The organism is Falsiroseomonas algicola (assembly GCF_011040385.1).
Lineage (GTDB): Bacteria > Pseudomonadota > Alphaproteobacteria > Acetobacterales > Acetobacteraceae > Falsiroseomonas > Falsiroseomonas algicola.
Map to the genome: position 1 here is coordinate 33391 of NZ_JAAIKB010000023.1, position 24198 is coordinate 57588.

Consider the following 24198-nt stretch of genomic DNA (forward strand, 5'->3'; position numbering starts at 1 on the left):
CGCGCGCCTTCCGTCTCTATTCCGTCATGGCTTCGCGACAAGGCTTCGCTCCGCAGGGCGGCGCGGCTATAGGGTGGGGATGGCCGCGCGGCGCCCCCTCCGCGTGGTTCCCGATGCCTGACGGATCACCCGAGGAACCCCCCGCCGCGATGTCCTTCGCGCCCAGCCCTTCCACGCCCCGCCTCGAGCCCTTCCGGCTGCGTGGGGCGAACTTCAACCTGCTGGTGATGCGGCTGCTGGACCATCGCGTGGAGGCGGTGGTGCCCGCCCTCGGCGACCAGTTCCGCCGCGCCCCGGGCTTCCTGCGCTTCGCCCCCATCGTGGTCGGGCTGGACGACATCCAGGCGCGGCCCCACGACGTGGATTTCCAGGGCCTCGTCCAGCAGCTCCGCGCCATCGAGATCGTGCCCATCGGCACCGTCGGCGGCACGCCGGAGATGCGCGTCGCCGCCCAGGGCGCCGGCCTGCCGCCGCTGCGCATGGCCGGCGGGCGGGAGGAGGAGGTGCCCCTGCCGCCGCCCTCCGCCGCCCCGCCGCCCGTCTACCACGCACCCGCGCCCGCGCCTCCGCCGGAACCGCAGCCCCAGGGCATCGCCCAGGCCGCCATGGTGATCGACCAGCCCGTGCGTGCGGGCCAACGCATCTGGGCGCAGGGCACGGACCTCATCATCGTCGGCACGGTGAACCGGGGCGCGGAGGTGATCGCGGATGGCAACATCCACGTCTATGGCCGCCTGCTCGGCCGCGCCATCGCCGGCGGGCAGGACAATGCGGAGGCGCGGGTCTTCGCGATGAATTTCGACCCCGAACTCGTCTCCATCGCCGGCTACTACGCCGTACGGGAAGGGCTCGGGGAGGCACCGATCGGCAAGGCCGTCATGGCCAGGCTGGTCGGCGAGCATATGCGGTTCGACCCGCTCGGCTGAGCGGGTTTTCGTCAATCGTGGCAGCGCCCGCGGGCGCGCCGGGCAGAGAAGAAGGGCAGGGGGTCAGCATGGCGGAAGTCATCGTCGTCACGTCGGGCAAGGGGGGGGTTGGCAAGACCACGTCGTCCGCCGCCTTCGCCACGGGCCTCGCGCAGCGGGGCAAGCGGACGGTTGTCATCGACTTCGACGTGGGGCTGCGCAACCTCGACCTCATCATGGGGGTCGAGCGCCGCGTGGTGTTCGACATCGTCAACGTCATCAGCGGGGAGGCCCGGCTGAACCAGGCGCTGATCCGCGACAAGCGCGTGGATTGCCTGCAGATCCTGCCCGCGTCCCAGACCCGGGACAAGGATGCGCTGACCAAGGAAGGCGTCGGCAAGATCATCGAGGAACTGTCGAAGGACAACGACTACATCCTCTGCGACAGCCCCGCCGGCATCGAGAAGGGCGCGCTGATGGCGCTCTATTTCGCGGACCAGGCGATCGTGGTGACGAACCCCGAGGTGTCGTCGGTGCGCGACAGCGACCGCATCCTCGGCGTGCTGCAATCCAAGTCCCGCCGGGCGGAGGAGAAGCGCGACCCGGTGAAGGAACACCTGCTGGTCACGCGCTACGACCCCGCCCGCGTCGAGAAGGGGGAGATGCTGAAGCTCGACGACATCCGGGAGATCCTGGCGATCCCGCTGCTCGGCGTGATCCCGGAAAGCGAGAGCGTGCTGAAGGCGTCCAACACGGGCAACCCCGTGATCATGGACCAGGAGAGCGTCGCCGGTCAGGCCTACAAGGATGCCGTCTCCCGCTTCCTCGGGGAGAAGGTGGACCATCGCTTCCTGGAGCCGCAGAAGAAGGGCATCTTCTCGCGCCTGTTCGGGGGGAGGGCGGCATGAGCTGGCTCGCGGACATCTTCCGCAGCCGCAAGCCGGAGCCGGCAACGGCATCCCAGGCGAAGGAGCGGCTGCAGATCGTTCTGGCGCATGAGCGCATCGGGCGCACGCGCGAGGATTTCCTGCCGAAGCTGCAGCAGGAGATCGTGGCGGTCGTGGCGCGCTATGTCTCGATCGACCCGGGGCGTGTGAACGTCTCGCTCGACCGGGGCGGCGACATGTCGACGCTGGCGATCGAGATCGACCTGCCCGGGCCGGGCGCCCAGGGCGGAAGGCGGGCGAGCGCCTGAGGCGCGTCGGCTTCGGCGCCGCCACGGCGGTGCCGCTCCACCGGTTTCGCCATGACGCGCCACTGAAGGCGCATGCCGCCTACCGCGCGGCGAAGGCGGGCGATGCCGAGGCTGCGGCACGGGTCGTCATCGACCTGGGCATGGAGCTGGTGACCGAGGCGGAGCGACGCTTCGCGCCTGGCATGCGCTATGTCGCACCCCATGCCATCGAGGCCGCCGGCGACAATGCCATTCCGGCAGTCCTGGCGGCGGCGATGGCCAGTCTCTGCCGTGGCGTGCGCGACGACGACATCACGCAGGCGAACCAGGTGTGGCACACCGGGGCCGACCCGATGGAGCGGCTGATCTCGCCCGCATCCTTCGATGGGCCCGTCTGCCGTGATGCGCCGTATGTTCTGGTCGATGACGTGCTGACGATGGGTGGTACGCTGGCGGAGCTGGCTGACTATATTCACCACGGCGGCGGCAGGATCGCGGGCGTGGTGGTCCTGGTCTTCGCCAGCCGGACAGGACAGCTGGCGGTGCCGCAATCCAGGGTGCGGCAATTGGAAGGGCGCTATGGCGATGAAATCAGATCCGTTTGTAAAGCCGCTCCCGCCAGTCTCACCGGCGATGAAGCCCAGTACCTCATCGGCTTCCGGACAGCTGACGAACTTCGAAATCGAGCAGCTAAGGCAGCGGAAGAAAGAGATCGGCGCCTACGCGCACGAGGTGTTCGAACGGGTGAAGGCTGAGCGGCAGGGCTGAGGCTGGCGGCCCGCGTTCAGCGCGGGCAGGGCGCATCCCCGGCCGGCACCGCGACCAGCGTGCCATCCGCCAGCAGTTGCGCGACGGTTGCATCGGTGAAGAGCTGCGTTGCGCCGCCCGGCTCCCCGAACCAGGGCAGGGCGTAGCCGACGCGGGCCAGCAGCGGCGCGGATACGCGGTAGCTGTGATAGGGCAGGTCGCGGCAGATGCCCGGCAGCGCGCGGGCGCCGAAGGCGGCGCCGCGGGGGCTCAGGAAGCGCCCCGTCTCCGGCCCGAAGCGGTCCAGCAGCATCCCCGGCGGCAGCACGATCCAGGTCGCCCGCTCCCCGAAGCCGTTATCGGGCGGCCAGCGATAGCCCTGGGGCGTCAGCCATTCCCGCGCCAGGTCCGGGCGCGCGCCAGGCGGCAGGGGCAGCGGAGGTTCCGCGCAGGCCGTGACGGCCAGCGCCAGCAGCAGCAAGGCACGACGCACGGCTCAGATCTCCCACTGGAACCCATCGATGACGATGTGCTGGCCGGTGATGAAGCTGGGCTGCTCGGCGGCCAGGAAGGCGACGACGCGCGCCACGTCCTGCGGCTTGCCGACGCGGCCCAGCGCGATCTTCTTCGCCAGTTCCGCGCCGCGAGAGCGCGTCAGGGTATTGCCGATCTCCGTCTCGATCACGCCGGGGCAGACGGCGTTCACCGCGATGTCGGGGCCGAGTTCCTTGGCCAGCGCCCTCGTCATGCCGAGGATGCCGGCCTTGGCGCTGGCATAGGCGAATTTGCTGACGGCGCTGGTGACGCCGCCGGTATGCGCGTTCAACGACGACATGGAGACGATGCGCCCGCCGCCGACCTTCCGCATCAGCGGCACGAAGGCCTGGATGTAGTTGAAGCAGGATTTGAGGTTGATCGCGATGGTGCGGTCGAACTCCTCCTCCGGGCATTCCATGATGGTGCGGGGGTTGGACTTGCCGGCGTTGTTCACCAGAACGTCGCAATGGCCCCACTCCGCCTCCACCGCGGCGGCGATCTCCTTGGCCCGGGCGTGGTCGGCGACATCGGCCTCGAAGGTCAGGCAGGCGCGGCCCATGGCTTCCAGCTCGGCCTTGGTGCGGGCCATCTCGGGCGCCAGCAGATCGACCAGCACCAGGTCGAAGCCGCGCTCCGCCAGCGCATGGGCGCAGCCGCGGCCGATCCCCCGCGCGCCGCCCGTCACCACCGCCACCTTGCGATCCGCCATGCCCGTTTCCCCTTGCGAAGGCCGCTTCCGGGGGCAGCTTCGGCCGGAACCAGAGGTTGGGAAAGGGGGCCGTGACGGCGGCCGTGGAATGCGGCATCATGCGCCGAACAGTTATTCTACATAACAATCGGGAGTCTTTCATGCGCACCCAGGTCGGCATCATCGGCGCAGGTCCCGCGGGGCTGCTGCTGTCCCACCTCCTGCACCTCCAGGGCATCGACAGCGTGGTGCTGGAAGCGCGGAGCCGTTCATACGTCGAGGAGCGCGTTCGCGCGGGTCTGCTGGAACAGGGCAGCGTCGATACGCTGACGGAAGCCGGCGTCGCGGAAAGGCTGCACCGGGAGGGCCTGGCCCATCACGGGATCGAGCTGCGCTATGACGGGATCGGCCACCGCATCCCGCTGACGGACCTCACGGGCCGGGTCGTGACGATCTACGGGCAGCAGGAGGTGGTGAAGGACCTCATCGCCGCGCGGCTCGCCGCCGGCACGCATTCCGGCAACCCGCCGATTCTGTTCGAGGTGGAGGATGCGGCGGTCCATGACGTCACCTCCGACAATCCCCGCATCACCTTCCGGCACGACGGCCAGGACCAGGTGCTGGAATGCGCCTTCATCGGCGGCTGCGACGGCTTCCACGGCATCTGCCGCCCGGCCATCCCCGACCTGAAGATCTTCGAGCGTGTCTATCCCTTCGCCTGGCTCGGCATCCTCTCTCGCTCCCGCCCCGTCTCGGAGGAGCTGATCTACGCGCGGCACCAGGATGGCTTCGCGCTGGCCACGATGCGCTCCAACACCATCTCACGCCTCTACCTGCAATGCACGCCGGAGGAGGACATCAACGAATGGCCCGACGCGCGGATTTGGGAGGAGCTGCACCGGCGCCTCGGCGTGGGGAGCGAGCTTGAGGAAGGCGAGATCTTCCAGAAAGGCGTCACGCCGATGCGCAGCTTCGTCTGCGAGACGATGCGCCATGGCCGCCTCTTCCTCGCCGGTGACAGCGCCCACATCGTGCCGCCGACCGGTGCCAAGGGCATGAACCTGGCGATCGCCGATATCCGCGTGCTGGCCCGCGGGCTGGAACGCTTCTTCGCCAAGGGGGAGACGGAGCTGCTCGACCGCTACTCGGAGATCTGCCTGCGCCGGATCTGGAAGGGGCAGCGCTTCTCCTGGTGGATGACCTCCATGCTGCACCGCTTCGACGGGAACGACCCCTTCGAGCACAGGGTGCAGGTGGCGGAGCTGGAATACGTCTCCACCAGCAAGGCCGCGATGACCACGCTGGCGGAGAACTATGTCGGCCTGCCCTACGAGGTCTGAGCCATGACCGGCTTCGATCCGCGCGCCCACCGCCTGGTGGCGGCGCAGCGGTGGTTCGAGGATTTCACCCTGGGCGAGCGCTTCCCGCTGCCCAGCCGGACCATGACCAGCGGCCTCTTCGCCGCCTTCCAGGCGGCGAGCGGCGACAACCATCCGATCCACTACGACCGGGACTACTGCCAGGCGCGAGGCCTGCCGGGGATGCTGGCGCATGGCTACCAGGTGGCGATCCAGACCGCGGCGGGGGCGGGGCTGTTTCCGCACATGGTCGAGGACTCGCTGAAGGCCTTCCTGGAGCAGTCGAGCCGCTTCCTGGCGCCGGTCTTCGAGGGCGACACGCTCTACCCCTGCCTCGAGGTCGATGAGCTGTCGCCGAACCGCAGCACCGGCGTGGTCGGCCTGCGCAGCACCGTGCACAACCAGCGCGGCGTGCAGGTGCTGGAGGGGCGGCACCGCTACCTGCTGCGGAAGCGCGCTACGGCAGGTTGAGGTCCGTGATGGAGCAGGTATCCACGCGCCGCCGCTCGATCGTCTGGCCATTGGCGAAGACGATGCGGACATCGTTCACGCACTGCCCGGCCGGCAGCCGCACCACGAGGCGCTGGCCGGGCTGCAGCACCTGGCTGCCGAGCCGGTCGGGGCCCCAGCCATTGTCATTGGCGCCGGAGACATAGACCTCCCGCATCGTGAGGCCGCCGGTATTGCCGAGGCGGAAGCTGGGATCGGCCAGGGTGGAGACGGGGGGCACGTAGCTGCCGCCGGCGGCGCGCTGCCGTTCCCATTGCCGCTGCTGCATGTGCCGCTGGAGCATGTGCTCGTTGATCGTGCCCGTCAGCGATCCCTGCGGGTTGTTGTATGTCGTGCCGCCGGGGCCATTGGGCAGCCAGTATTGCTGCGCCTGCGCGGCGGGGGCGAGGGCGAGGGCAAGCAGGGCAAGGGCAGCCGGGCGCATCGAAGTCTCCGTCATGCTGGACGGGCAGCGCTATAGGCGGCGTCGCGACATCCCTGATGTCATCGCGTGTTTCCCTGTTTCGCTCACGCCGATGTCAGCCGCCGCTGCACTCATGAAAACCGCCGTTGGGCAGGGGCGCGAGTTCGAGGATGCCGAGCACGCGGGGATCGCCGTTGCGGGGATCGATCACCAGCGCGCCGCCCTCCGGGAAGGCGCGGCCGGCGACGGGGTCGCCGAAGACCATGATGGCGGGGGTGCGGTGGCCGACCAGCACGCGGTTGGTGCGGGGCGGCGGGGCCTCCCCGAACAGGCGCCGGTGCTCCGCCACCACCCAGGCCAGGCGATCGCCGGCATAGTCGTCGGCCAGCAGGCTGTCGGTCACCGTCACCGTGCCGAAGGCGTGCTCCGCCGTGTCCCGCGCGCGATAGACGGGGCCGGCCAGGATGGGCTGGGCGAGCGGGATGCCGAGGTCACGCAGCCTCTCGCCGATCCGCGCGGATTGCGCGCGGCCGCTTGAGGAAATGTTGCGCTGGCCCGCGCGGTCGCCGATCCGGTAGCTGCGGTCGCAATTCTCGCCGCGCGTATCGGCGTGGCGGAAGAACAGCACCAGGCCGCCGGCGCGCAGCCGCTCCACCAGCGCGGCGCCGGCCGGCTGGTCGGCGGTGACCGGCACGAGGCGCGTCTGGGCCGCGGCCGGCGTCGCGGCCAGCAGCAGCAGGAAGGCGCGGCGACTAGCCCACAAGGATCGCCTCCACCACCTCCTGCACCTCCAGCGCCTCCCGCAGCGTGGCGAGGTCCACGCGCTCTCCCTTCGTCAGGCGGGCGAGTTTCGAGAGCTGGCCGCGCAGCACCATCGGGCGCATCTCGGCATTGGGGATCGCGTCCGGGGCGGGGCGGAAGCTGCCATCCGCCTCGCGCTTCTCGGCGAAGGACCAGTCGCGGAGGCGGATGGAGCCTGCCTCGCAGGCCAGGCGCCATTCATTCGCCTCGTCCGCCGTGGTGGTGCCGACGCCGCCGCGCAGCGCCACCGGGGTGGCGCCGGCCATGAGGGTGGCGCGCACCGCCGTCTCCGCCCCATCGCCCTCCGGGAAGGTCGCGTCACGATCCAGCAGCGTGAGGGCGCCGAGCTGCCGGCGCGTCAGGAACAGGAAGTGGGACAGGACCTCCCGCGTGAAGCCGCCATCGGCGCGCTTCGAGAGCCAGGACGCCGCGCCCATCTGCCAGCTGCGCGGCCAGGCGGCGAAATCGGCGGTGATCGAAAGCGTGCGCGGGCTGCCGATCTCCGCGCGCCAGGCCGAGAGCTGCGCCACGGCGGGGGAGGAGGCCATCGGGTAGTTGACCGCGGCCCGGGCGCCGGAGGATTCGGCGCCGGCCACGAAGCGGCGCGCATCGGCCAGGTCGCTGGCCAGCGGCTTCTCCAGGAATACGGCGCGGCCGGCGGCGAAGGCGGCCTCGGCATGCGGGATGTGGGAGGAGGGGGGCGAGGCGATGTAGAGCGCGTCGCAGGCCTCGATCACCGCACTCGCGCTGTCCAGCATCGGCAGGCCGGGTGCCACCTCCGCCAGGCGTGTGGCGGCGGCGGGCGAGGGGTCCCAGAGCGCGACGGGCCGCACCTCCTCATGCGTCAGCGCGGCGCGCAGCAGGCGCTCCCCCATGATGCCGAAGCCGACGATGCCGAGCCTGACCATGCAGCCTGTCCCCCGATGTCCCGGCGTGACTTAACGCAGGGCGGCGTCCCGTCCAGCCCGCAGCGCGAAGACGATGGCGGAAACCATTGCCAGCAGCCCGCAGGCGGTCAGGAAGGGCAGGCGCCAGCTGCCGGTGGCGCCGACCGCCCAGGCGAAGGCGGTGGGGGCGGTGAGGTAGCCGAGGAAGCACAGCAGGATGGCGCCGGAGGAGGCCTCCGCCACGCGATCCGGCGGCGAGACGCGGGCGACCTCCGCCAGGAAGATCCCGTTCCAGCTGGCCGCTGTGAAGCCGGAGAGGATGGCCAGCGGGAAGGCCACCAGCCAGTGGCTGCCCGCGCCGAGCGTGATCCACAGCGCCGACAGCCCCGCCGCCAGCAGCCCATGCAGCGCCAGGCTGCGCGTGGCATCGCCGAGGCGATCTGCCGCCCAGCCCAGCACCAGGCGGCCGGTGACGCCCGCCAACTGCATGGCGGCGAAGATGCTGCCGGCGGCGGCCAGGCCCATGCCGTGCTCCTCCACCAGCCAGGTGACGGTGAAGCTGAACAGGCTGCCCTGCAGGGCTGCGAAGGCGAAGGCCTGCAGGGTCAGGGGCGGCAGCACCGGATGCAGGCGCAGCGCCGTGATCGGCACCAGCAGGCGGCGGATGGTCAGCGCCTCCCGCCAGTCGCGCGTCTCGTCCCGCTCCGCATCCAGGGCCGGACGCAGCGGCTGGATCAGGGCGGCGCAGGACAGCGCGAGGGCGAGCGCCACCCACATGGCATTCTGCCAGCCGAAGGCGGCGGCGATGGGCGCGGCGAGGAAACCAGCCAGCGCGCCGCCCGCCGGGGCACCGGCCTGCTTGACGGAGAAGATCAGGACGCGGTGCCGCTTCGGCGCGTGCTGCTGCAGGATGCGGCTGCCGGCCGGGCCGGTCGGGCCATAGCCGAAGCCCAGCATCAGCGCCGCGACCGGCATCAGCCAGGGGATGCCGAGGGAGGCCAGGACCAGCGCCAGGCTGCCGATGGCGGCCCCCGCCTGGATCATCCGCAGCGGCCCGTGCCGCGCCACCAGCGGCGTACCGAACAGAAGAAAGGCGATCGCACCCAGGGTGTTGAGCGAGGAGAAATTGCCGACGGTCTGCGGCGGCAGGCCGAGGTCGCTCAACATCAGCGGCGCGACGACCGGGATGATCTGGTTCAGGAAGCTGCCCACCGTCTGCATCAGCAGCGTGGCCGACAGCGCCGCGACCCAAGGTTTCATCCCGCGCGGATCAGCGTCGGAGCCGGATGTCCAGTCCCTGGCGGATCCAGCGGCCCTCGATCATGTCGAGGTCGGTGATGCCCGAAGGCCGCGCCTTGGAGGGCTGTTCCCGGAGATAGGGCGCGCGGTCGCGCTTCCAGATGTCATAGAGGCGGCGCAGTTCGACCAGCGGGAGCGGATGGTCGTCCACGCGCAGCGAGAGGTCCGGGAAATCCTCGGTCGTCGTCAGCACCAGGGCCGCCGACTGGCGCCCGCGGCGGTCACCGCCCGCGGCCTCCCCGGCATCGAGCGCGGCCAGCAGCCGCTCCGCCAGCTTGAGGTCGTGGTTGGTGGCGAAGGCGGCGTAGGTATCGGCCAGCACGGCGGGGCCGGCCAGCATGTTGCCGGCGAAGGAGACATGGGCGGAGGTCACGTCCCCGCACCATTCCACGCAGTTCTTGCCGGTATAGGCGGCGCTGCGGCCGTGGCGGTCCACGGCGTGGATCTGGCGGAGCCCCCGGCCCTCATCCGCCGCCAGGGCGCTCTCGATGGCGGCCGCCGGCGACAGGCCGCGCGCCATGCCGTCCAGCACGGCGGGGCCGAGATAGCGGTTGGTCATGGACTGGGTGGAGACGGCGCCCACCCCCGATCGGACATGGGGGCAGGAGGCGCCGACCGCGAAGGCGCAGGTGGTGACGGCGACGGCGAAGGCCCCCGTCTCGGGATCATGGGCGACGACCGACCAGGTCATGGCGAGGTTCCGACTCTACAGAAGGCGGAGACTACAGGCTGAAGCGCGGTTGCGCGCCAGGGGGTCTGCGGCCATTTTGCGCCAAGATCGATCAACGGGAGGACATGGTCCATGCGCTCGCCCATCTCGCGCCGCAGCATTCTTGCGGCAATGCCGGTCCTGGCCACCCCCGCGCTGATGCCGCGCATGGCCTTCGGGCAGGGTGCCTGGCCGGACCGGCCGATCCGCCTGATCGTGCCCTTCGGCGCCGGCGGCGCGATCGACACGCTGTCCCGCACCGTCGCCGCCAAGTTCGCGGAAGTGACCGGCGGCCAGACGCTGGTGGTGGAGAACCGCCCGGGCGCGGGCGGCACCATCGCGGGCGCGGCGGTGGCGCGGGAGCGGCCGGATGGGCTGACGCTGATGATGGCGGATATCGGCGCCAATGCGATCGGCAAGGAGCTGATCCCGACGCTGAGCTACGACCCGCCCACCGCCTTCACCCCCATCATCCATTTGGTGAACCTGCCGGCGGTGCTGATGGCGCATACCTCCGTCACCGCCACCACCGTGCAGCAGGTGATCGACCAGGCGAAGGCCAGGCCGGACGGCTTCACCTATTCCTCCGCCGGCAACGGCAATGGCAGCCACCTCTTCATGGCGCTGTTCCTGAAGGAGGCCGGCATCCGCATGGTGCATGTCCCCTACCGGTCAGGCGCCGAGATGGTGACGGCGCTGATCCGCGGCGATGCGCAGTTCGGCTTCCCGACCGTCTCCTCCGGCATCGGGCAGATCCGCCAGGGCAATGCGAAGGCGATCGCGGTGGGCAATGCGTCCGGAACGCCGCTGCTGCCGGGCGTCCCCGCCGTCTCCACCGTGCTGCCGGGCTTCGAATGCGCGGTGTGGCACGGGATCGTGGCGCCGGCGGGCATGGAGGCGGGGCTCGCCATGCGGATCAACGAGGTGTTCGGCCGCATCGCGGCGATGGACGACGTGAAGCAGCGCATCTTCGACACCCAGGCGGGGGCCGTGGTTGGCGGATCGCCGGAGGATTTCGCGAACCACATCCGGCGCGAGGTGGCGCGCTGGACGCCTGTGATCCGCGAGGGCGGGATCCGGGTGGAATGACGGCTTCGCCCGCGCTGCTGCGCCTGACCGCCGTGCTGGTGGTGCGCGACGTGGCGCGGGCGATCGGCTTCTATGTCGAGAAGATCGGCTGCATCGAGTGTTTCCGCGTCGGCGACCCGCCGAGCTACGCGGCGGTGGAGCGCGGCGCGCTGGTGCTGAACCTGATGCCGGCGTCCCGCGCGCCGGCGGCGCTCGGCCAGGCGCATCTGCATGTGCTGGTCACGGGGCTCGACGGGCTGCATGCGGAGATCGCGGGGCGGGGTGTGGCGATCGAGGTGCCGCCGACCGATTTCGACTACGGGCTGCGGGAATTCTCGCTGCGGGACCCCGATGGCAACCGGATCACCTTCGGGCAGGAAGTGTGACTTTTTAGTCGCTAAGGGACTTAAGCCGATTATGCCGATTAGGTGCGTTTAGCACCGATTTTCGCCTGCCGTTCCGGGGCGCCAAGCGTGGTTCGGGCGGTGATGGGGGCGAACATAGCCGGAACGGGAGCGGCGGGCCAGCTTATTCGTCAGGTCTTGCGGGCCAGCAGGGCGAAGGCCAGGGCGTAGTCCGGGCCGGCGCGGCGGCCGAGGAGGCGGGCGGCCTCGACGAATTCGGGCTCTTCCTCCAGCGGCGCCAGGCCGGCGGAGGCGCCGGGCAGGGCCCAGCCGGGGGAGAGGAAGATCCCGTCGCTGCGGATCACCGTCAGCCCCACGGCGCGGAGCATGCCCGTGACCTCCTGCACCGAGAAGCCGCCCGCCGGCACCGGCAGATCGAGCCGCCGGAGCGCGCGCATCGGCAGGCTGTCCTTGTTGTGGGCGGTGACCATGAGGCGGCCGCCCTGGGCGAGCACGCGCGCGGCCTCCGCCAGGGCGGTGGCGGGGTCGGCCAGGACATCGAGCGTGTCGATCATCAGCGCCGCGTCGAAGGTCGCATCCGCGAAGCCGAGCCGCGTGGCGTCCATGCGGGCGAAGGCGAAGGGCGAGCGCGCGGGATGGCGCGTCAGCGCGCGGGAGAGGGCGGGTTCGGCGATGTCGATGCCCGCGACCAGCGCGGCATCCGGCAGCAGCCCGCCAAGGCGCCCGCCGCCGCAGCCGATATCCAGCACGGCAAGGCCGCTGCCGGTGCCGAGATAGTCCGCGATCAGGCGATCCGTTTCGTCCTGGAAGGCGCGTTCCCGCGCCTGGCCGGGCACGCCGCCGGGGGCGAGCCAGGGGCGGGGCGGCGCGTCCCGGAATTCCGGCTTGGCGAAGCCGCGGGCGGGGCGGGGGATGGGGACAGAAGCGGGGCTCGGGGCGGGCGCGGCGGCTGGCGGGGGCGATGCGGGCGACGGCTTCGGGGGCTCCGGCGGCAGGGCGTCGCGATAGGCGTGGAAGGCGCGGACATGGGCGGTATCGCCGAGGTCCTTGTCCTTCGGGCCCGGCGCGGTGGCGAAGACGACGAAGACCTCATTGGCGAAGATCGGTCGCGCGGCGCCGGTCAGGGCCTTCAGGAAGGGGCGGGGGATTTCCGTGAGCTGGCCCTTGTGGACGACGATCCAGGTGAAGGCGCGGGGCGCCGCATCCTCGGCCGCGCTGTAGCGCTCCGCGCGGGGGATGACGAAGCGGAAGAGATCCGGCGCCAGGACGCGATCGGGCGGCGCGAGGCGGGAGCGCAGGAACTCGGCGGTGGCGGCCCAGGGCTTGTCGTCGTGGGGGAAGGACATGGGGATCCGGTCTGCGGGCGTAGGGGGGCGCAGTGTCGCGGAGGTGGGGGAAGGGGGCAAGCGGAGGGGAGCGCTGGCTGGCTGCATCGTGCGCTTTCTGCGGGCCCGCCATATTTCCCACGCGATCGGAGGCGTCTCGGCTGCAACGCAAAAGCGTCGTGCAAAGGCACGGGAAACCAGCCGGCCGGGACCGGAGGCTGCCGCTCTCATTGGGCGGAAACGGTGAAAATAGCCGGAAGGCTGCGGTATATTGCTCTCTGCATAGAAGTCGAGTGTAACTCCCAAGCGAGCAAAGTCTGAATTTTGCTACAACAACCTCCGCGCCGTGATCGAATCTGAAAGGGCTGCGCTTCCGGCGTAATCTAGCATCAAAGGGGCCACGTTCCCTGCCGAGGTATCGCCTGCTAAAGGTGTATTGTTCAGGCCAGGGTCATCGCTCTGATCTGCGCTCGTTGGTCAAAACGAATCCGAGATCGATGATCTTAAAAGTGCAAGAGCAACATCTGAGTCCACGCACCTCATTTTGCTTCTTTTCCCGTTAGCCACAAGCATGTCAAGTTGCTTTATATCGCTATCAGCTGAGACGATAACATCAACGTCGTGGTTTGCGGCGGTGGTAACGTGTAACGAGTCTGCGGCTCGAACCCCCTTTTCCGCTAAAAGGGGTAAACTGGGGACTGCCATAACCGCATTCTCCGAAAGTTCAAGAATTCTTAGATTGAATAATTGTGCGGCCGTGAGAGCTTGATTCAAGATCGGACGGCAGACCGCTAGTCGAAGAGCTTCGGCATTCGGCACGGCTTTTATAGAAGGAGATATTTCACGGTAGAGCGCTTCTTCTGCCTCGTAAAAAGTCAAGGCCGATATCGTGCCCTCAACGGGGGAAGTGGCTACCAAATCCAGCAGATTTTGCGCATCGCTGTAAAGCGCTTGAGGGTCTCTGCCGCTCCGATGCGCCTTTCTAAGTACCGCATATTGGCCTCTCGCCAAATAATCGATGAGAATTCCGGTCTCGATAAGAATTCTCATCTTTGCTTACCATCGAGCAGAGCCTGGAATTCGGCTGACGAAATAAGTTTAGGTTTGGGCTTACCCCAATCCTTCTTCAGTGAATGATCATCCGTAACAAAATAATCGCAGTCTGAAGCACTTCCTAATATCAATAAATCGTTCGAGTGTATTTTCCGATTTCGTAGAGTTCTTACATGCTTCGCAAGGTCAGTAGTTGTCTTCATGTTGAGCGGGGCCACGCTAGTATTCTTGGTGACCTCATCGATATTCGAGTAATTGCCAGTTTGTGTCGCAAAAAGGACGATTTCTTGTAGCACGACTGGGTTCACAACATAGCGAAATCGTTTCAAAGCGTCGTCTTGAAAGAGCTCTTTCAAATTGCCGGCGTAATATTTAATGATTACGTTGGTGTCTAGAAAAACTGTTGGCTTTTTTTCGCGGACTTTTCCGGAAGACATCACGTTCGGCATGCAAATGATCCCTTCGGTGAGTGAACCGCTTTAGCTGGTCGCTAAGGCATGTACTATCCCATCTCATGTTACCGAACACACGGCGCGTCCACCGTAGACCTGACCTCGCTGACGCAACGGCAAAAGAAAGCTTTCGATTGCATGCATGAGCACCCCATCCGCTGCACAGGACGGCCCCTCACCCCCCACACCCCATCGCATCCGCCAGCGCCCCGAAATCCTTCGCCACCACCTCCCACTCCTGCGCCGGCGCCAGATCCTTCGTCTGCCCCGGCCCATGCTCCATCGGCCGGGGGATGAACCCCGTGCGGAAGCCGGTCACGCGCGCCGCGGCCAGGTCGCCGTTATGGGCGGCGCAGAGCATCACCTCCTTCGGCCGCAGGCCCAGCACCGCCGCGGTGTTGAGGTAGGCGGCCGGGCTCGGCTTGTAGGCCTGGGCGACTTCCGCCCCCAGGATCGCGTCCCACGGGAGCCCGGCGCGCTTGGCCATGTTCAGCAGCAGCGCGACGTTGCCGTTCGACAGCGGCGCGATGATGTAGCGGGTCTTGAGGCGCGTCAGGCCCGCGACGCTATCTGGCCAAGGGTCCAGGCGGTGCCAGGCGCGATTCAGGTGGTCCAGTTCGGCTTCGGGGACCGTGGCGGGGTCGAGGTCGTGGTCGCGCAGCACCGCCTCCAGGTTCTCCCGGTGCAGCACATCGAGGCGCGTGAAGGGGCGGGCGCCGCTGCGCACCGCCTCCATCGCCGGCTGGTATCGCCGGCGCCAGGCATCGGCGAAGGCGGCGGGGTCCACCGCGATGCCATGCTTCGCGAGGAAGGGCGCGGCTTCCCGCGCCACCCCGCTGCGCCAGTCCACGACCGTCCCGAAGACGTCGAAGACCAGCGCCTTGACGCCGTCGATCCCGCTCATTCCGCGGCCTTGGCGGGCGGCAGGTTGCCGGCGGCCTCGGCCCATTTCCGGTCGAACTCCCAGACGTCCGGGAAGCCCATCAGCTCGCACATCCTGGCGAAGCTGTAGTCGGCATTGACCGTCATGTTGTTGGAATGGCCATCGGCCTTGAGCTTGCCATAGGCGCGTTCGAGGGCGCCGGCGACGGTCAGGAAGCCGACCGCGGGGTAGATCGCGATGCGGTAGCCCATGGCGTGCAGCTTCTCGGCCGGGACGATCGGCGTGCGGCCGCCCTCGACCATGTTGGCGAAGAGCGGCTTCTTGATGTGGCGGCCGACCTCGGCCATCTCGGCCTCGCTCTCCGGGCTTTCGATGAAGATCACGTCGGCGCCGGCCTCCGCATACATCCTGCCGCGGCGGATCGCCTCATCCAGCCCATGGGCGGTGCGGGCATCGGTGCGGGCGATGATGAGGAAATCCTCGCTCTGGCGGGCCTCGGCGGCGACGCGGATCTTGAGGGCCATTTCCTCGGCGGGGATCACCTTGCGGCCGGGCGTGTGGCCGCACTTCTTGGGGACTTCCTGGTCCTCCAGCTGGATGGCGGTGACGCCCGCATCCTCATAGCCGCGGACGGTGTGGCGGACATTGAGCAGGCCGCCATAGCCGGTGTCGGCGTCGGAGATCACCGGCGTCTTGCAGCCCTTGGCGATGGTGCCCATGCGGCTGACCATGTCGGTGTAGGTGGCGATGCCCGCATCGGCCAGGCCGAGATGGGAGGCGGTCACGCCGAAGCCGGTGGCGTAGAGCGCCCGAAAACCCATGCCATCCGCGACCTTGGCGGAGATCATGTCGAAGACGCCGGGGGCGAGGATGAATTCGTCGTTCTTCAGCGCCTGGCGCAGGCTGGGATGGGCCATGGTCTCTGTCTCCTTCAGGCTTGTTCGAGCAGGTAGCCGACATTGGCGCGCAGCGCGATGTCGCGGATCTGGCGGTCCAGCGCCGGCGGGATGGGGATGCCATCGGCGAGCCGCGCCTCCCGCTCCGCCGCTTCCGGGTCGCCGGGGATGAGGACGGGGAGTGCCGGGTCGGCGGGGGGCGTCGCGCGCAGCACCTCCACCATGTCGTCGAGGTCGCGTTCGAAGGCGCCGTCCGGGCGGAAGGCCGTCGGGTCCAGCGCCAGCATGAAGTGGCCGATATTGTCGGGGTCTTCCGGCCGCTGGGTGCGGTTGCGGATGGGGGAGAAGGAGGCACCGGCGAGGGTCGAGCCCAGGATATGCGCCATCATGCCGAGGCCGTAGCCCTTGTGGCTCGCCATGTCCGGCGTGCCGCCGACCGGGGAGAGGCCGCCCTCGGGCTTGTTGAAGACCTGGGCGACGGCGGCTTCGGCATCGGTGACGGGCTTGCCCTCGCCATCCATCACCCAGCCCTCGGGGATCGGCTTGCCGCGCAGCGCCTTGGCGCGGACCTTGTTGGCGGCGGCGGTGGTGGTGGCCATGTCGAGCACCACGGGGGGCTGGCGGCGGCCGGGGGCGGCGAAGGCGATGGGGTTGGTGCCGAGCACCGGCACCGCGCCCCGCGTCGGCACCATGGCGAGCGTCTTGGTCCCGCTGGTGACGAGGGCGACGCAGCCCTCGGCGGCGGCCAGGCGGACATACCAGCCGGCGGCGCCGAAATGGTGGGAGTTGACGACGGCGACGGCGCCGATGCCGCATTCCTTGGCCTTCTTCACGGCAAGCCGCATGGCGAAGGCGGCGACGGGATGGCCGAGGCCGGCGCCGCCATCGACCAGCGCGGTCGGGCCATTGTCCCGCAACACCTTCGGCCGCGCCTCCAGCTTGACCTGGCCGGCATGGCGCATGCGCTCATAGGCCGCCAGCATGCCGATGCCGTGGCTGTCCACGCCCATGAGGTCCGTGTCCAGCATGACGGTGGCGGTTTCCTCGGCCAGGTCCCGGGGCATGCCCCAGGCGCCCAGGATGGCGAGGATCTGCATCCTCACGCTGTCAGCCGTCGCGCGCATGGTCCGCGTTCCTCTCCCCAACCACGAAAGGGGTGGACCGGCGGGGCCGGCGCGTCAACGGGGCGGGGCGATGGGGTGGTCCGTGTTGTCTTGAAAACGATACGATTGCATCGATGTGAGGGCGGGGCTACATATTGGCAGCCGTTCTGGACAGGTCCCCCCGCCATGGCAGATCAGCGCACCGATACCCCGGCCGTGCAAGGCGCGGAGGCTCCCGTTTCCCTGGCGACGCAGCGGCGCGGCCGGGCCGATCCCTTCGCGCATGGCGCCCTGCCCATGCGGCCGAACTACCTGCCGGAGGAGGAGGAGGAGGGTGGCGGCAACCGGTCCGAACTCTGGAGCGTGGCGAAGGCGCTGCTGATCGCGGCCGGCGTCATCCTCGTGATGGGATGGCTGCTGGCGCGTTCCGCCTGAGGGCGTAATCTTCCCCGTGACAACCGGGGATGCCGACCGATGCCGAATGACCCGCCGGTGCATGCGCCGCGCCCGGAACACGGGCCGGACCACCACGTCCTGCCTCGCCCGATCGAGGCGCGGCCCGACCCCTTCGCGGTGGAGGGCGACCACAAGGTGATGCGGCCGAACTCCCACCCGGAGGAGAGCGGCACGGGCGGCGATGGCTGGGCGGCGGCGAAAAGCGCGCTGCTGTTCATCCTGGGCGCCGCGGTGGTGGCCTGGCTGCTCTACAGCCTGCTGGCCTAAGCATGAACCGGCCGGTGATGCTGGTGACCGGCGCGAGCCGGGGGATCGGCGCGGCCGTGGCCCGCCTGGCGGCGGCGCGGGGGCATGATCTGGTGCTGACTTGGCGCGGCGGCGGCAGCGCCATGGCGGACACCGTCGCGGCCTGCGAGGCCGCGGGGGCGGCGGTGGAGGCGGTGGTAGCGGATGCCGGCAGCGCCGCCGATACCGCCCGCGCCTTCGCCGCCTGCGATGCGCGCTTCGGGCGGATCGACGCCTTTGTCGGCAATGCGGGGATCACCGGGCCGGCGGGGGATTTCCTGTCCTCGACCGACGAGACCTGGGAGGCGGTGTTCCGCGTCAACGTGGTGGGCCTGGCGAGTGCGTGCCGGGAGGCGCTGCGGCGCATGGCGACCTCCCGCGGCGGGAAGGGCGGGGGGATCGTGCTGGTCTCCTCCCGCGCCGCGCAGATCGGCTCCGCCTTCGAATGGGTGCACTACGCCGCCAGCAAGGGGGCGGTGGATACGATGGTGCTGGGCCTGGCGCGGGAGATGGCCGGGGAGGGCGTGCGGGTGAACGCCGTGGCGCCGGGGATGATCGATACCGACATCCATGCCGAGATCCCGGGCCGGATCGAGCGCATCCTGCCGGGCGTGCCGATGAAGCGGATGGGGACGGCGGAGGAGGTGGCGGAAGCGGTGTTGTACCTGCTGTCGCCGGCCGCGAGCTATGTCACCGGCGCGGTTCTGCCCATCGGTGGGGGGCGATAACGAATCGTAAGGTTTGCAACGGGTTTGGCGCTTCGGTATTTCTGCCGCATGAACACGGCCCGCCGCCCCCTGCTTGCCGCAGCCCTTTCCGTCCTGGGGGCGCCGATCGCCGGCGCGCAGGAACGCCCCGGCCTCGCGGCGGACAGCACGGGCGCCCTGCTGCGCCTGGTCGAGCGGCTGATGCGCCTCGACGAGGATGGGCTGGACCCGCGGCACTACGGCATCCCCGACACCGCGCTGGCGGCGGCGGATGCGGGCGCCTGGCGGGCGGCGCTGCACCGCGCGGCGTCGCTGGCGCTGATGGATCTGCTGGGCGGGCGGGTGCGGGAACTTCCGAACCGGCCCGACCTGCGGCGGGACCTGGCCTCGGTCGGCATGGATCGCTGGCTGGCGGAACTCGCGGCGAGCGCCGATCCGGCGGGCGTGATCGAGCGGGCGTCGCTTCTGGCGCCGAACGCGGCGCTGCTGAAGGCGGAGCTGCTGGCGCAGCGGCAGATCGCGCGGCGCGGCAACGGCGCCACCATCCCCGGCGATGCGACGATCGAGCCGGGCAGCGTGGACATGGTGCGCGTGCCGGCGCTGCGGGCACGGCTGTCGGTGGAGGATGCGGAACTCGCGGCCGCGCCGGATGCGGGGGCGCGCTACGACGCGGTGCTGGAAGCGGCGGTGCGGCGCTGGCAGGCGCATCAGGGGCTGGAGGTGGATGGGCGCGTCGGGCGCATCTCCATCGGGCTGCTGAACCGGCCGCTGGCCGCGCGGGTGGACCAGGTGCGGGTCGCGATGGACATGGCCCGCGCGCGGATGCCGGAGCCCGGCGAGCGGCGCATCGACGTGAACGTGCCGGATTACCGCCTCCAGGTGCTGGAGGAGGGGCGGGAGCTGCTGGCGATGGCCGTCATCGTCGGGCGGCGGGACCGGCAGACGCCGATGCTGCGCGTGCGGATGACGGCGCTGCAGTTCAACCCGCCCTGGGGCGTGCCGGAACGCAACGCGCGGGAGGACCTGCTGCCGCGCTTCCGCCGCGACCCTCAGGGCATGGTGGACAAGGGTTTCCGGGTGTTCGGCGTGGTGGATGGGGTGCGGCAGGAGATCGATCCCCGCACCATCGACTGGGCCAGCATCAACCCGCAGCGCATTCCCTTCTTCATCCGGCAGGATGCGGGCGATTTCTCGGCGCTCGGCCGGATCAAGTTCATCATGCCGAACAACGACGACATCTACCTGCACGACACGCCCGACCGGCACCTGTTCCGCCGGCCGGACCGCGCCTTCTCCTCCGGCTGCATCCGGCTGGAACGGCCGAACGACCTGATGGCGCTGCTGCTGGACGGGATGCCGGGCTGGGACCTGCCCCGCGCGCTGCGGGCGATCGAGGCACGGACCACCAGCGGCGTGCAGCTGCGCCGGCAACTTCCGGTCCTGCTGCGCTATGACACGGTCATGGTGGAAGCAGGGGGTCGCGTGCGGATCAGGCCGGACATCTATGAGCTGGACGCGGCCTATGCCCGCGCCATGGCGGCCGCGCGGCCGGTGCAGGTCGCGGCGCGGTGATGCGGCATCTCTTCGGGGGGTGCCCCTGCTGCGACGGGCAGGGGGTCACGAGGCGCGGCTTCATCGCCGCGGCGGTGGGCGGTGCGGCGGCGGCGATCGCTTCCCCGGCCTTGGCGCAGAATGGGGAGCCACGGGTGCTGCGTGTGCGGCGCCAGGTGGTGGGCGATACCTTCTCCGGCGTCTATTGGCGCGACGGGCGCTATGACCGGGAGGCGCTGCGGCAACTCGACACCGTGTTCCGCGACCTCTCGGCGGCGGAGCTGACGCCGATGGATCCGCGGCTCTTCGACGTGATGTCGGCGGTGGCGCGCGCGCTGGACAGCGACGAGACCTATGAGGTCGTCAGCGGCTACCGCACGCCGGAGACGAATGCGCGGAATGCGGGGCGGAGCCGGCGGGTCTCCACCGTGTCGCTGCACATGTCGGGCATGGCGGCGGATTGCCGGCTGCCGGGGCGGCAGGGGCTGGGGCTGGCGCGGGTGGCGTCGGAACTGCAGCTTGGCGGCGTCGGGCTCTACACGCGGGACGGCTTCGTGCACCTGGATTGCGGGCCGGTGCGCCGCTGGTAGGCGCTACCGCCTGAAGGCGCGGATCGCCAAGGCGGCGCCGCCGGCGGCGAGCATGGCGCCGGCGAGCCCTGTCCAGGCCAGGCCGGCGGCGCCGATGATCACGCCACCATAGGCCGCGCCGGCGCCCTGGCCCGCGAAGGTGGTGGCGCCGTTCAGCGCGATGGCGACGGCGCGGTCCTGCGGCGCCAGGTGCAGCAGCCGCGTCTGCACCAGCGGCGCCAGGGCGAAGAGCGCCAGCGAGCCCGTGAAGACGCAGAGCGCCAGTGGCGCGGCATGCCAGAAGGCCTGCGGCGTCAGCAGCAGCAGCGTGTAGCCGGTGAGCGCCACGGCCAGCAGCAGGAAGAGCATGACCGGCACCCGCGCCCCGGGCGCGGCCGCCACGCGACTTCCGAGCGCGATGCCGGCCAGGCTGCCGAGGCCGATGAAAAGCTGGATGGCGCCGATGCCGCTGCCCTCGATGCCGGTGGTCGCCGTCACGATGGGGCCGAGATAGGCGGCGATGCAGAACAGCCCGGCAAAGGCCAGCAGCGTGGTGCCGAGCACGCCGGCGATGGCGGGCCGCAGCACGATGCCGAGGGAGGCCGCGCCGCCGCGATCCGTGCTGGGCAGGCGGGGCAGGCCGAACTGAACGCCGAGCGCCGCCAGCGCCGAAAGCGCGCCCGAGAAGACGAAGCAGCCGCGCCACCCCACCAGGCCGCCGATGGCGGTGCCGAGCGGGATGCCGAGCGAGAAGGCGAGGGTGAGCCCCGACAGCACGATGGCGATGGCGCGGCCGCGCTGTTCCGGCGGCACCAGCAGGCTGGCGGCGACACCCGGCATGACCAGCGTCACCGCCAGGCCGGCGGCGACGCGCAGCAGCAGCGCCACGGTGAAGTCGGTGGCGAAGGCGGTCGCGATGTTCAGGGCCGCGACCAAAGCGAGGCCCCAGACCAGCATGGAGCGACGATCGAGCCGCGCCGTCAGCGCCGCCACCGGCGCGCCGGCGATGGCATAGGTCAGCGCATAGGCGGCGGCGAGCTGCCCGGCGGTGGCCAGCGACACGCCGAGATCGGTGGCCAGATGGGCCAGGAGGCCGGTGAAGGCATAGGCCCCGGTGGCGGAGGCGAATTGCGCCGCGGTGAGCAGCCAGATGCGGCGATCCATGGTGGTGGCCTCAGGCGCGGGCGGGGCGGCCGAGCCGCTCGCCAAGCTGTTCAAGGATGGTGATGGCCTGCGCCTGCTCGCCGAGTTCGGCGGCGACGGCGTCCTGCGCCGCCTGCCAGAGGGGGAGGGCGGCGGCGAAGCGGGCCTCGCCCTGGCGGGTCAGGGCGTTGTCCGGGGCGAGCAGGCCGGCGGCGGCGAGCGTCGCCAGCGCGCGGAGCAGGCTGGTGCGTTCCAGCCCCAGCAACTCCGCGAGATGCGTCAGGTCGCGGTGCTTCCTGAGCCGCAAGGCGGCCAGGACGCTGAACTGCGTGGGCTTGAGGCCGGTGGGGGCCAGGTGCCGTTCGTAGTGCCGCGTCAGCGCCCGCATGGCGCGGCGGGTGCGGAAGCCGAAGCAGGCGCGGAGGTCGGGTTCGGGCGTCACCTGGTGCATATGCACCAGGGGTGGCGCGAGGTCATGTTAGGGTTTGGTCACGGGCGGGTTTCAGTCGCGGGGCGGGGGCAGGGAAGGTCGGTGCGCGCCGAGGGCGTGGAGTTGCGCCTCCATCCGGCCAAGCTCCCGCGCCAATTCGCTGGCGATCCGGGTGGAGGCGGCGCTGGCGGCGGCCTCGGCCTTGGTGATGACGAGTTCCTCGCGTGCCTTCAGGCGTTCGACATCGAGGCGGAGCGCTTGCACCTCCTCATGCAGCCTCGTCAGGGCCTTGGTGGTCTTCTCCGTCAGGTCCAGCAATTCCTTGAACTTGGCGGAGGCATTGATCCAGGAGACCGGGTTCAGGGACACGCGGATCAGCCACCCAGGAGGATGGCGTCGAGCCGGTCATGCATGGCCGTCACGCGGCGCTGGTAATCGGGGATCGCAGCTTCGATCATGCGATCGAAGGCGGCGGCCATGTCTGCCTCGCTCGTTCGGTCGACTGCATCCGCGATCTGGGACTGGTTTATGCGGCCTAATGCGGCCGCCAAGTAGGCCCCGGTTATGCGGCCGGAGACGGTGCCTATGGACTGCACAAAGGCCCCGATTATGCCGTCGTAGGCGGTGCCCATGCCAGCGTCGGCGTCCGGTTCGGTAGCGGCGCTGAAACTCAACTGTGCCGCTGCGGCGGCGAAGTCCTCGACTTCGACGTCAAGCTCTACGAAGGTTGTCGGCGTGTCCGGAGGGCTGGGGGCGTCGGGTGGCGCTGCCATGAGGGGGCTCCTTCCTGCGACAGTATGGGGCTGCCGCAGGGCGCCGGGAAGGATTTGTCTGCATCACGGCGTCTCGCCCCACGGATCCGCGAAGCGCAGGCCCGCGCGGCGGAAGGCGCAGCCGAGTTCGATGGCCGCTGCCGTCGCGGCATAGGCGTCCCAGGGCGGCAGGCGGCGGAGCAGGCAGGCCAGGGCTTCCCGGCGTGGGCCGCGCTGGGCGCAGGCGAGTGCCAGGAGCAGGGCCGGTTCCTCCCCGACCAGGCGGGGGCAGAGGGGGCAGCCGACGGTGAGGGGGGATTGGGCGAGGGCGCGGAGAAGGCGGTCCAGCGGTTCCGCGGCATCGCCCGCATCCTCGGTGGCGAGCAGGTGGCGGATGGCGGGCAAAGCCGGGGTGCCGGTTCGGGCGGCGCGGGCCCAGGCGCGGGCGGCGTCGATGGCCAGGCGCTCGGCCGGCGGCAGCGCCTCGGCCTCGGCATTGGTCCAGGGCCAATTGGGGAGGCCGGTTGTCGCCATGGGGAATCGCTCCTCTGCCTGTCGGGACCCAGGATTATCGCAATTGAGAAGCGTTCGCAATTAGAGCGTGGCCGGCCGGGGTCACGGGGTGGCGAGGAGGGCGAGGGTCCGAGGGTCGGGCTCGCCCTGGCAGTGCAGCGTGAGGGCGTGGCGGAAGAGGGCGTCCTCGGGCGCGGCGGCGGCGAAGAGGGTCATGCAGGAGCGGAACTTCAGCGCATCGATGTCGCCGAGGATGTCCGGAAGCGGCTTCGGCGCGGCGGCGTTGACCAGCGAGGTGCAGTCCCGCAGCCGCGGGCCGAGGGTGGGATGGGCGAGCCAGTCCTTCGCGTCCTGGAGCGAATGGAGGGCGTAGAAGCGGGCGGTCTCGCTGCGGGCGAGGCCGTCGAGCTGGGGGAAGACGAACCACATCCAGTGGCTCCGCTTGCGGCCGGCGGCGAGTTCGGCGCGGACCTGGTCGATGACCGGGTCCTGCGCGGCGAGGAAGCGGGTGGGGTCCCAAGGTGGAGAAGAGGAGGGCATGGTTTGCACGTTACCCCCACCCCAGCCCTCCCCCGCAAGCGCGCTAGTAGATTCACACATCTGCATAGGTCTGGAGGGTTTTGAGAGCG

32 protein-coding genes are annotated in these 24198 nt (G+C 69.9%); 13 read left to right on the top strand and 19 right to left on the bottom strand.

Translation table 11 applies throughout. The features are described 5' to 3' along the window. The first annotated feature begins 149 nt into the window (after positions 1-149). From minC to G3576_RS28815, 4 genes are all read left to right on the top strand, one after another. Positions 150-926: a septum site-determining protein MinC gene (minC, locus tag G3576_RS28800; RefSeq protein WP_164697951.1), complete on the top strand. Its 777-nt coding sequence runs from the start codon at positions 150-152 to the stop codon at positions 924-926. A 68-nt stretch (positions 927-994) separates the two neighbouring features. After that, on the top strand, positions 995-1813 hold the full coding sequence (gene minD / locus G3576_RS28805; RefSeq protein WP_164697952.1) for a septum site-determining protein MinD: 819 nt from the start codon (positions 995-997) through the stop codon (positions 1811-1813). Then, entirely contained in the window at positions 1810-2100 is a 291-nt protein-coding gene (gene minE, locus G3576_RS28810) for a cell division topological specificity factor MinE (RefSeq protein ID WP_092961829.1), read from the top strand. Before minD ends, minE begins: the two co-directional genes overlap by 4 nt. A 29-nt stretch (positions 2101-2129) precedes the next feature. Beyond that, complete coding sequence (locus G3576_RS28815; protein ID WP_164697953.1) at positions 2130-2834, top strand: phosphoribosyltransferase; 705 nt, start codon at positions 2130-2132, stop codon at positions 2832-2834. A gap of 29 nt (positions 2835-2863) precedes the next feature. On the opposite strand, the gene G3576_RS32675 is transcribed toward G3576_RS28815, so the two are convergent. Together G3576_RS32675 and G3576_RS28825 are read right to left on the bottom strand one after the other, a co-directional pair. Then, positions 2864-3319 (bottom strand): TNT domain-containing protein, encoded by a 456-nt coding sequence (locus G3576_RS32675; protein ID WP_164697954.1) that lies wholly within the window; start codon positions 3317-3319, stop codon positions 2864-2866. Between the two features lie 3 nt (positions 3320-3322). Next, the gene (locus G3576_RS28825; protein ID WP_164697955.1) at positions 3323-4072 is read right to left on the bottom strand and encodes an SDR family NAD(P)-dependent oxidoreductase; all 750 of its coding nucleotides are present in this window, start codon (positions 4070-4072) and stop codon (positions 3323-3325) included. Positions 4073-4212: 140 nt separating this feature from the next. Here G3576_RS28825 and pobA point away from each other — a divergent pair, with 140 nt between their 5' ends. Next, a complete protein-coding gene (gene pobA / locus G3576_RS28830; protein WP_164697956.1) occupies positions 4213-5391 on the top strand; it encodes a 4-hydroxybenzoate 3-monooxygenase in 1179 nt (392 codons plus the stop codon). Positions 5392-5394: 3 nt separating this feature from the next. Next, positions 5395-5880, top strand: a complete 486-nt coding sequence (locus tag G3576_RS28835) for a MaoC family dehydratase (RefSeq protein ID WP_164697957.1) — start codon at positions 5395-5397, stop codon at positions 5878-5880. Here G3576_RS28835 and G3576_RS28840 read toward each other — a convergent pair. The 5 genes from G3576_RS28840 to G3576_RS28860 form a co-directional block, all read right to left on the bottom strand. Beyond that, positions 5867-6343: a hypothetical protein gene (locus tag G3576_RS28840; RefSeq protein WP_164697958.1), complete on the bottom strand. Its 477-nt coding sequence runs from the start codon at positions 6341-6343 to the stop codon at positions 5867-5869. The two genes, G3576_RS28835 and G3576_RS28840, sit on opposite strands and share 14 nt — an antisense overlap. Positions 6344-6437: 94 nt before the next feature. Then, positions 6438-7085 (bottom strand): histidine phosphatase family protein, encoded by a 648-nt coding sequence (locus G3576_RS28845; RefSeq protein WP_164697959.1) that lies wholly within the window; start codon positions 7083-7085, stop codon positions 6438-6440. Then, on the bottom strand, positions 7075-8031 hold the full coding sequence (locus G3576_RS28850; protein WP_164697960.1) for a Gfo/Idh/MocA family protein: 957 nt from the start codon (positions 8029-8031) through the stop codon (positions 7075-7077). The genes G3576_RS28845 and G3576_RS28850 overlap by 11 nt, the downstream gene beginning before the upstream one ends. Before the next feature lie 30 nt (positions 8032-8061). After that, positions 8062-9270 carry an MFS transporter gene (locus tag G3576_RS28855; RefSeq protein ID WP_164697961.1) on the bottom strand — a complete coding sequence of 403 codons (1209 nt, stop codon included), beginning with the start codon at positions 9268-9270 and terminating at the stop codon, positions 8062-8064. A 10-nt stretch (positions 9271-9280) separates the two neighbouring features. Then, a complete protein-coding gene (locus G3576_RS28860; protein ID WP_164697962.1) occupies positions 9281-10000 on the bottom strand; it encodes a DUF1028 domain-containing protein in 720 nt (239 codons plus the stop codon). A 111-nt stretch (positions 10001-10111) separates the two neighbouring features. Here G3576_RS28860 and G3576_RS28865 point away from each other — a divergent pair, with 111 nt between their 5' ends. Then, a complete protein-coding gene (locus tag G3576_RS28865; RefSeq protein WP_235952516.1) occupies positions 10112-11107 on the top strand; it encodes a Bug family tripartite tricarboxylate transporter substrate binding protein in 996 nt (331 codons plus the stop codon). After that, positions 11104-11472: a VOC family protein gene (locus G3576_RS28870; protein ID WP_164697963.1), complete on the top strand. Its 369-nt coding sequence runs from the start codon at positions 11104-11106 to the stop codon at positions 11470-11472. Before G3576_RS28865 ends, G3576_RS28870 begins: the two co-directional genes overlap by 4 nt. A gap of 149 nt (positions 11473-11621) precedes the next feature. On the opposite strand, the gene G3576_RS28875 is transcribed toward G3576_RS28870, so the two are convergent. The 6 genes from G3576_RS28875 to G3576_RS28900 all read right to left on the bottom strand — a co-directional run bounded on the left by G3576_RS28875 (position 11622) and on the right by G3576_RS28900 (position 17184). Next, positions 11622-12797, bottom strand: a complete 1176-nt coding sequence (locus G3576_RS28875; protein WP_164697964.1) for a class I SAM-dependent methyltransferase — start codon at positions 12795-12797, stop codon at positions 11622-11624. 456 nt (positions 12798-13253) lie between these two features. Next, entirely contained in the window at positions 13254-13826 is a 573-nt protein-coding gene (locus tag G3576_RS28880) for a type II toxin-antitoxin system VapC family toxin (RefSeq protein WP_164697965.1), read from the bottom strand. Beyond that, positions 13823-14278, bottom strand: coding sequence for a type II toxin-antitoxin system VapC family toxin (locus G3576_RS28885; protein ID WP_164697966.1), 456 nt, complete (start codon positions 14276-14278; stop codon positions 13823-13825). The genes G3576_RS28880 and G3576_RS28885 overlap by 4 nt, the downstream gene beginning before the upstream one ends. Positions 14279-14456: 178 nt before the next feature. Continuing rightward, the gene (locus tag G3576_RS28890; RefSeq protein ID WP_164697967.1) at positions 14457-15185 is read right to left on the bottom strand and encodes a haloacid dehalogenase type II; all 729 of its coding nucleotides are present in this window, start codon (positions 15183-15185) and stop codon (positions 14457-14459) included. Further along, positions 15182-16081, bottom strand: coding sequence for an isocitrate lyase/PEP mutase family protein (locus tag G3576_RS28895; RefSeq protein ID WP_164697968.1), 900 nt, complete (start codon positions 16079-16081; stop codon positions 15182-15184). Before G3576_RS28895 ends, G3576_RS28890 begins: the two co-directional genes overlap by 4 nt. A gap of 14 nt (positions 16082-16095) precedes the next feature. Further along, positions 16096-17184: an Ldh family oxidoreductase gene (locus G3576_RS28900; protein ID WP_164697969.1), complete on the bottom strand. Its 1089-nt coding sequence runs from the start codon at positions 17182-17184 to the stop codon at positions 16096-16098. A gap of 165 nt (positions 17185-17349) precedes the next feature. On the opposite strand from G3576_RS28900, the gene G3576_RS28905 reads away from it, so the two are divergent. Genes G3576_RS28905 through G3576_RS28925 form a run of 5 tightly spaced genes read left to right on the top strand, consistent with a single transcriptional unit; the run spans position 17350 to position 20752 of the window. Next, positions 17350-17598 (top strand): hypothetical protein, encoded by a 249-nt coding sequence (locus G3576_RS28905; protein ID WP_164697970.1) that lies wholly within the window; start codon positions 17350-17352, stop codon positions 17596-17598. Positions 17599-17637: 39 nt separating this feature from the next. Continuing rightward, a complete protein-coding gene (locus G3576_RS28910; RefSeq protein ID WP_164697971.1) occupies positions 17638-17886 on the top strand; it encodes a hypothetical protein in 249 nt (82 codons plus the stop codon). Between the two features lie 17 nt (positions 17887-17903). Next, complete coding sequence (locus tag G3576_RS28915; RefSeq protein WP_235952517.1) at positions 17904-18632, top strand: SDR family oxidoreductase; 729 nt, start codon at positions 17904-17906, stop codon at positions 18630-18632. Positions 18633-18680: 48 nt separating this feature from the next. After that, positions 18681-20183: a L,D-transpeptidase family protein gene (locus tag G3576_RS28920; RefSeq protein WP_164697973.1), complete on the top strand. Its 1503-nt coding sequence runs from the start codon at positions 18681-18683 to the stop codon at positions 20181-20183. Continuing rightward, entirely contained in the window at positions 20183-20752 is a 570-nt protein-coding gene (locus tag G3576_RS28925) for a DUF882 domain-containing protein (protein ID WP_164697974.1), read from the top strand. The genes G3576_RS28920 and G3576_RS28925 overlap by 1 nt, the downstream gene beginning before the upstream one ends. A gap of 3 nt (positions 20753-20755) precedes the next feature. Here the strand turns inward: G3576_RS28925 and G3576_RS28930 are convergent, their stop codons facing one another. The 6 genes from G3576_RS28930 to G3576_RS28955 form a co-directional block, all read right to left on the bottom strand. Continuing rightward, a complete protein-coding gene (locus tag G3576_RS28930) occupies positions 20756-21895 on the bottom strand; it encodes an MFS transporter (RefSeq protein WP_164697975.1) in 1140 nt (379 codons plus the stop codon). Positions 21896-21905: 10 nt separating this feature from the next. Beyond that, the gene (locus G3576_RS28935) at positions 21906-22316 is read right to left on the bottom strand and encodes a MarR family transcriptional regulator (protein ID WP_164697976.1); all 411 of its coding nucleotides are present in this window, start codon (positions 22314-22316) and stop codon (positions 21906-21908) included. A 60-nt stretch (positions 22317-22376) separates the two neighbouring features. Continuing rightward, entirely contained in the window at positions 22377-22673 is a 297-nt protein-coding gene (locus tag G3576_RS28940) for a hypothetical protein (RefSeq protein WP_164697977.1), read from the bottom strand. A gap of 5 nt (positions 22674-22678) precedes the next feature. Beyond that, entirely contained in the window at positions 22679-23077 is a 399-nt protein-coding gene (locus G3576_RS28945) for a hypothetical protein (protein ID WP_164697978.1), read from the bottom strand. Between the two features lie 63 nt (positions 23078-23140). Continuing rightward, positions 23141-23590 carry a hypothetical protein gene (locus tag G3576_RS32440; protein WP_164697979.1) on the bottom strand — a complete coding sequence of 150 codons (450 nt, stop codon included), beginning with the start codon at positions 23588-23590 and terminating at the stop codon, positions 23141-23143. An 81-nt stretch (positions 23591-23671) separates the two neighbouring features. Then, a complete protein-coding gene (locus G3576_RS28955) occupies positions 23672-24109 on the bottom strand; it encodes a DUF1810 domain-containing protein (RefSeq protein ID WP_164697980.1) in 438 nt (145 codons plus the stop codon). Between the last annotated feature and the right edge of the window lie 89 nt (positions 24110-24198).

Excerpts from the sequence above, each read along its gene's own strand:
- G3576_RS28835 (WP_164697957.1), top strand. The coding sequence starts at position 5,395 with ATGACCGGCTTCGATCCGCGCGCCCACCGCCTGGTGGCGGCGCAGCGG.
- G3576_RS28930 (WP_164697975.1), bottom strand. The coding sequence starts at position 21,895 with ATGGATCGCCGCATCTGGCTGCTCACCGCGGCGCAATTCGCCTCCGCC.
- G3576_RS28840 (WP_164697958.1), bottom strand. The coding sequence starts at position 6,343 with ATGCGCCCGGCTGCCCTTGCCCTGCTTGCCCTCGCCCTCGCCCCCGCC.
- G3576_RS28825 (WP_164697955.1), bottom strand. The coding sequence starts at position 4,072 with ATGGCGGATCGCAAGGTGGCGGTGGTGACGGGCGGCGCGCGGGGGATC.
- G3576_RS28870 (WP_164697963.1), top strand. The coding sequence starts at position 11,104 with ATGACGGCTTCGCCCGCGCTGCTGCGCCTGACCGCCGTGCTGGTGGTG.
- G3576_RS28850 (WP_164697960.1), bottom strand. The coding sequence starts at position 8,031 with ATGGTCAGGCTCGGCATCGTCGGCTTCGGCATCATGGGGGAGCGCCTG.
- G3576_RS28865 (WP_235952516.1), top strand. The coding sequence starts at position 10,112 with ATGCGCTCGCCCATCTCGCGCCGCAGCATTCTTGCGGCAATGCCGGTC.
- G3576_RS28920 (WP_164697973.1), top strand. The coding sequence starts at position 18,681 with ATGAACACGGCCCGCCGCCCCCTGCTTGCCGCAGCCCTTTCCGTCCTG.
- G3576_RS32440 (WP_164697979.1), bottom strand. The coding sequence starts at position 23,590 with ATGGCGACAACCGGCCTCCCCAATTGGCCCTGGACCAATGCCGAGGCC.
- G3576_RS28925 (WP_164697974.1), top strand. The coding sequence starts at position 20,183 with ATGCGGCATCTCTTCGGGGGGTGCCCCTGCTGCGACGGGCAGGGGGTC.
- pobA (WP_164697956.1), top strand. The coding sequence starts at position 4,213 with ATGCGCACCCAGGTCGGCATCATCGGCGCAGGTCCCGCGGGGCTGCTG.
- G3576_RS28900 (WP_164697969.1), bottom strand. The coding sequence starts at position 17,184 with ATGCGCGCGACGGCTGACAGCGTGAGGATGCAGATCCTCGCCATCCTG.
- G3576_RS28945 (WP_164697978.1), bottom strand. The coding sequence starts at position 23,077 with ATGGCAGCGCCACCCGACGCCCCCAGCCCTCCGGACACGCCGACAACC.
- G3576_RS28875 (WP_164697964.1), bottom strand. The coding sequence starts at position 12,797 with ATGTCCTTCCCCCACGACGACAAGCCCTGGGCCGCCACCGCCGAGTTC.
- minC (WP_164697951.1), top strand. The coding sequence starts at position 150 with ATGTCCTTCGCGCCCAGCCCTTCCACGCCCCGCCTCGAGCCCTTCCGG.
- minD (WP_164697952.1), top strand. The coding sequence starts at position 995 with ATGGCGGAAGTCATCGTCGTCACGTCGGGCAAGGGGGGGGTTGGCAAG.
- G3576_RS28885 (WP_164697966.1), bottom strand. The coding sequence starts at position 14,278 with ATGCCGAACGTGATGTCTTCCGGAAAAGTCCGCGAAAAAAAGCCAACA.
- G3576_RS28905 (WP_164697970.1), top strand. The coding sequence starts at position 17,350 with ATGGCAGATCAGCGCACCGATACCCCGGCCGTGCAAGGCGCGGAGGCT.
- G3576_RS28910 (WP_164697971.1), top strand. The coding sequence starts at position 17,638 with ATGCCGAATGACCCGCCGGTGCATGCGCCGCGCCCGGAACACGGGCCG.
- G3576_RS28955 (WP_164697980.1), bottom strand. The coding sequence starts at position 24,109 with ATGCCCTCCTCTTCTCCACCTTGGGACCCCACCCGCTTCCTCGCCGCG.
- G3576_RS28880 (WP_164697965.1), bottom strand. The coding sequence starts at position 13,826 with ATGAGAATTCTTATCGAGACCGGAATTCTCATCGATTATTTGGCGAGA.
- G3576_RS28915 (WP_235952517.1), top strand. The coding sequence starts at position 17,904 with ATGCTGGTGACCGGCGCGAGCCGGGGGATCGGCGCGGCCGTGGCCCGC.
- G3576_RS28895 (WP_164697968.1), bottom strand. The coding sequence starts at position 16,081 with ATGGCCCATCCCAGCCTGCGCCAGGCGCTGAAGAACGACGAATTCATC.
- G3576_RS28855 (WP_164697961.1), bottom strand. The coding sequence starts at position 9,270 with ATGAAACCTTGGGTCGCGGCGCTGTCGGCCACGCTGCTGATGCAGACG.
- G3576_RS28860 (WP_164697962.1), bottom strand. The coding sequence starts at position 10,000 with ATGACCTGGTCGGTCGTCGCCCATGATCCCGAGACGGGGGCCTTCGCC.
- minE (WP_092961829.1), top strand. The coding sequence starts at position 1,810 with ATGAGCTGGCTCGCGGACATCTTCCGCAGCCGCAAGCCGGAGCCGGCA.
- G3576_RS28890 (WP_164697967.1), bottom strand. The coding sequence starts at position 15,185 with ATGAGCGGGATCGACGGCGTCAAGGCGCTGGTCTTCGACGTCTTCGGG.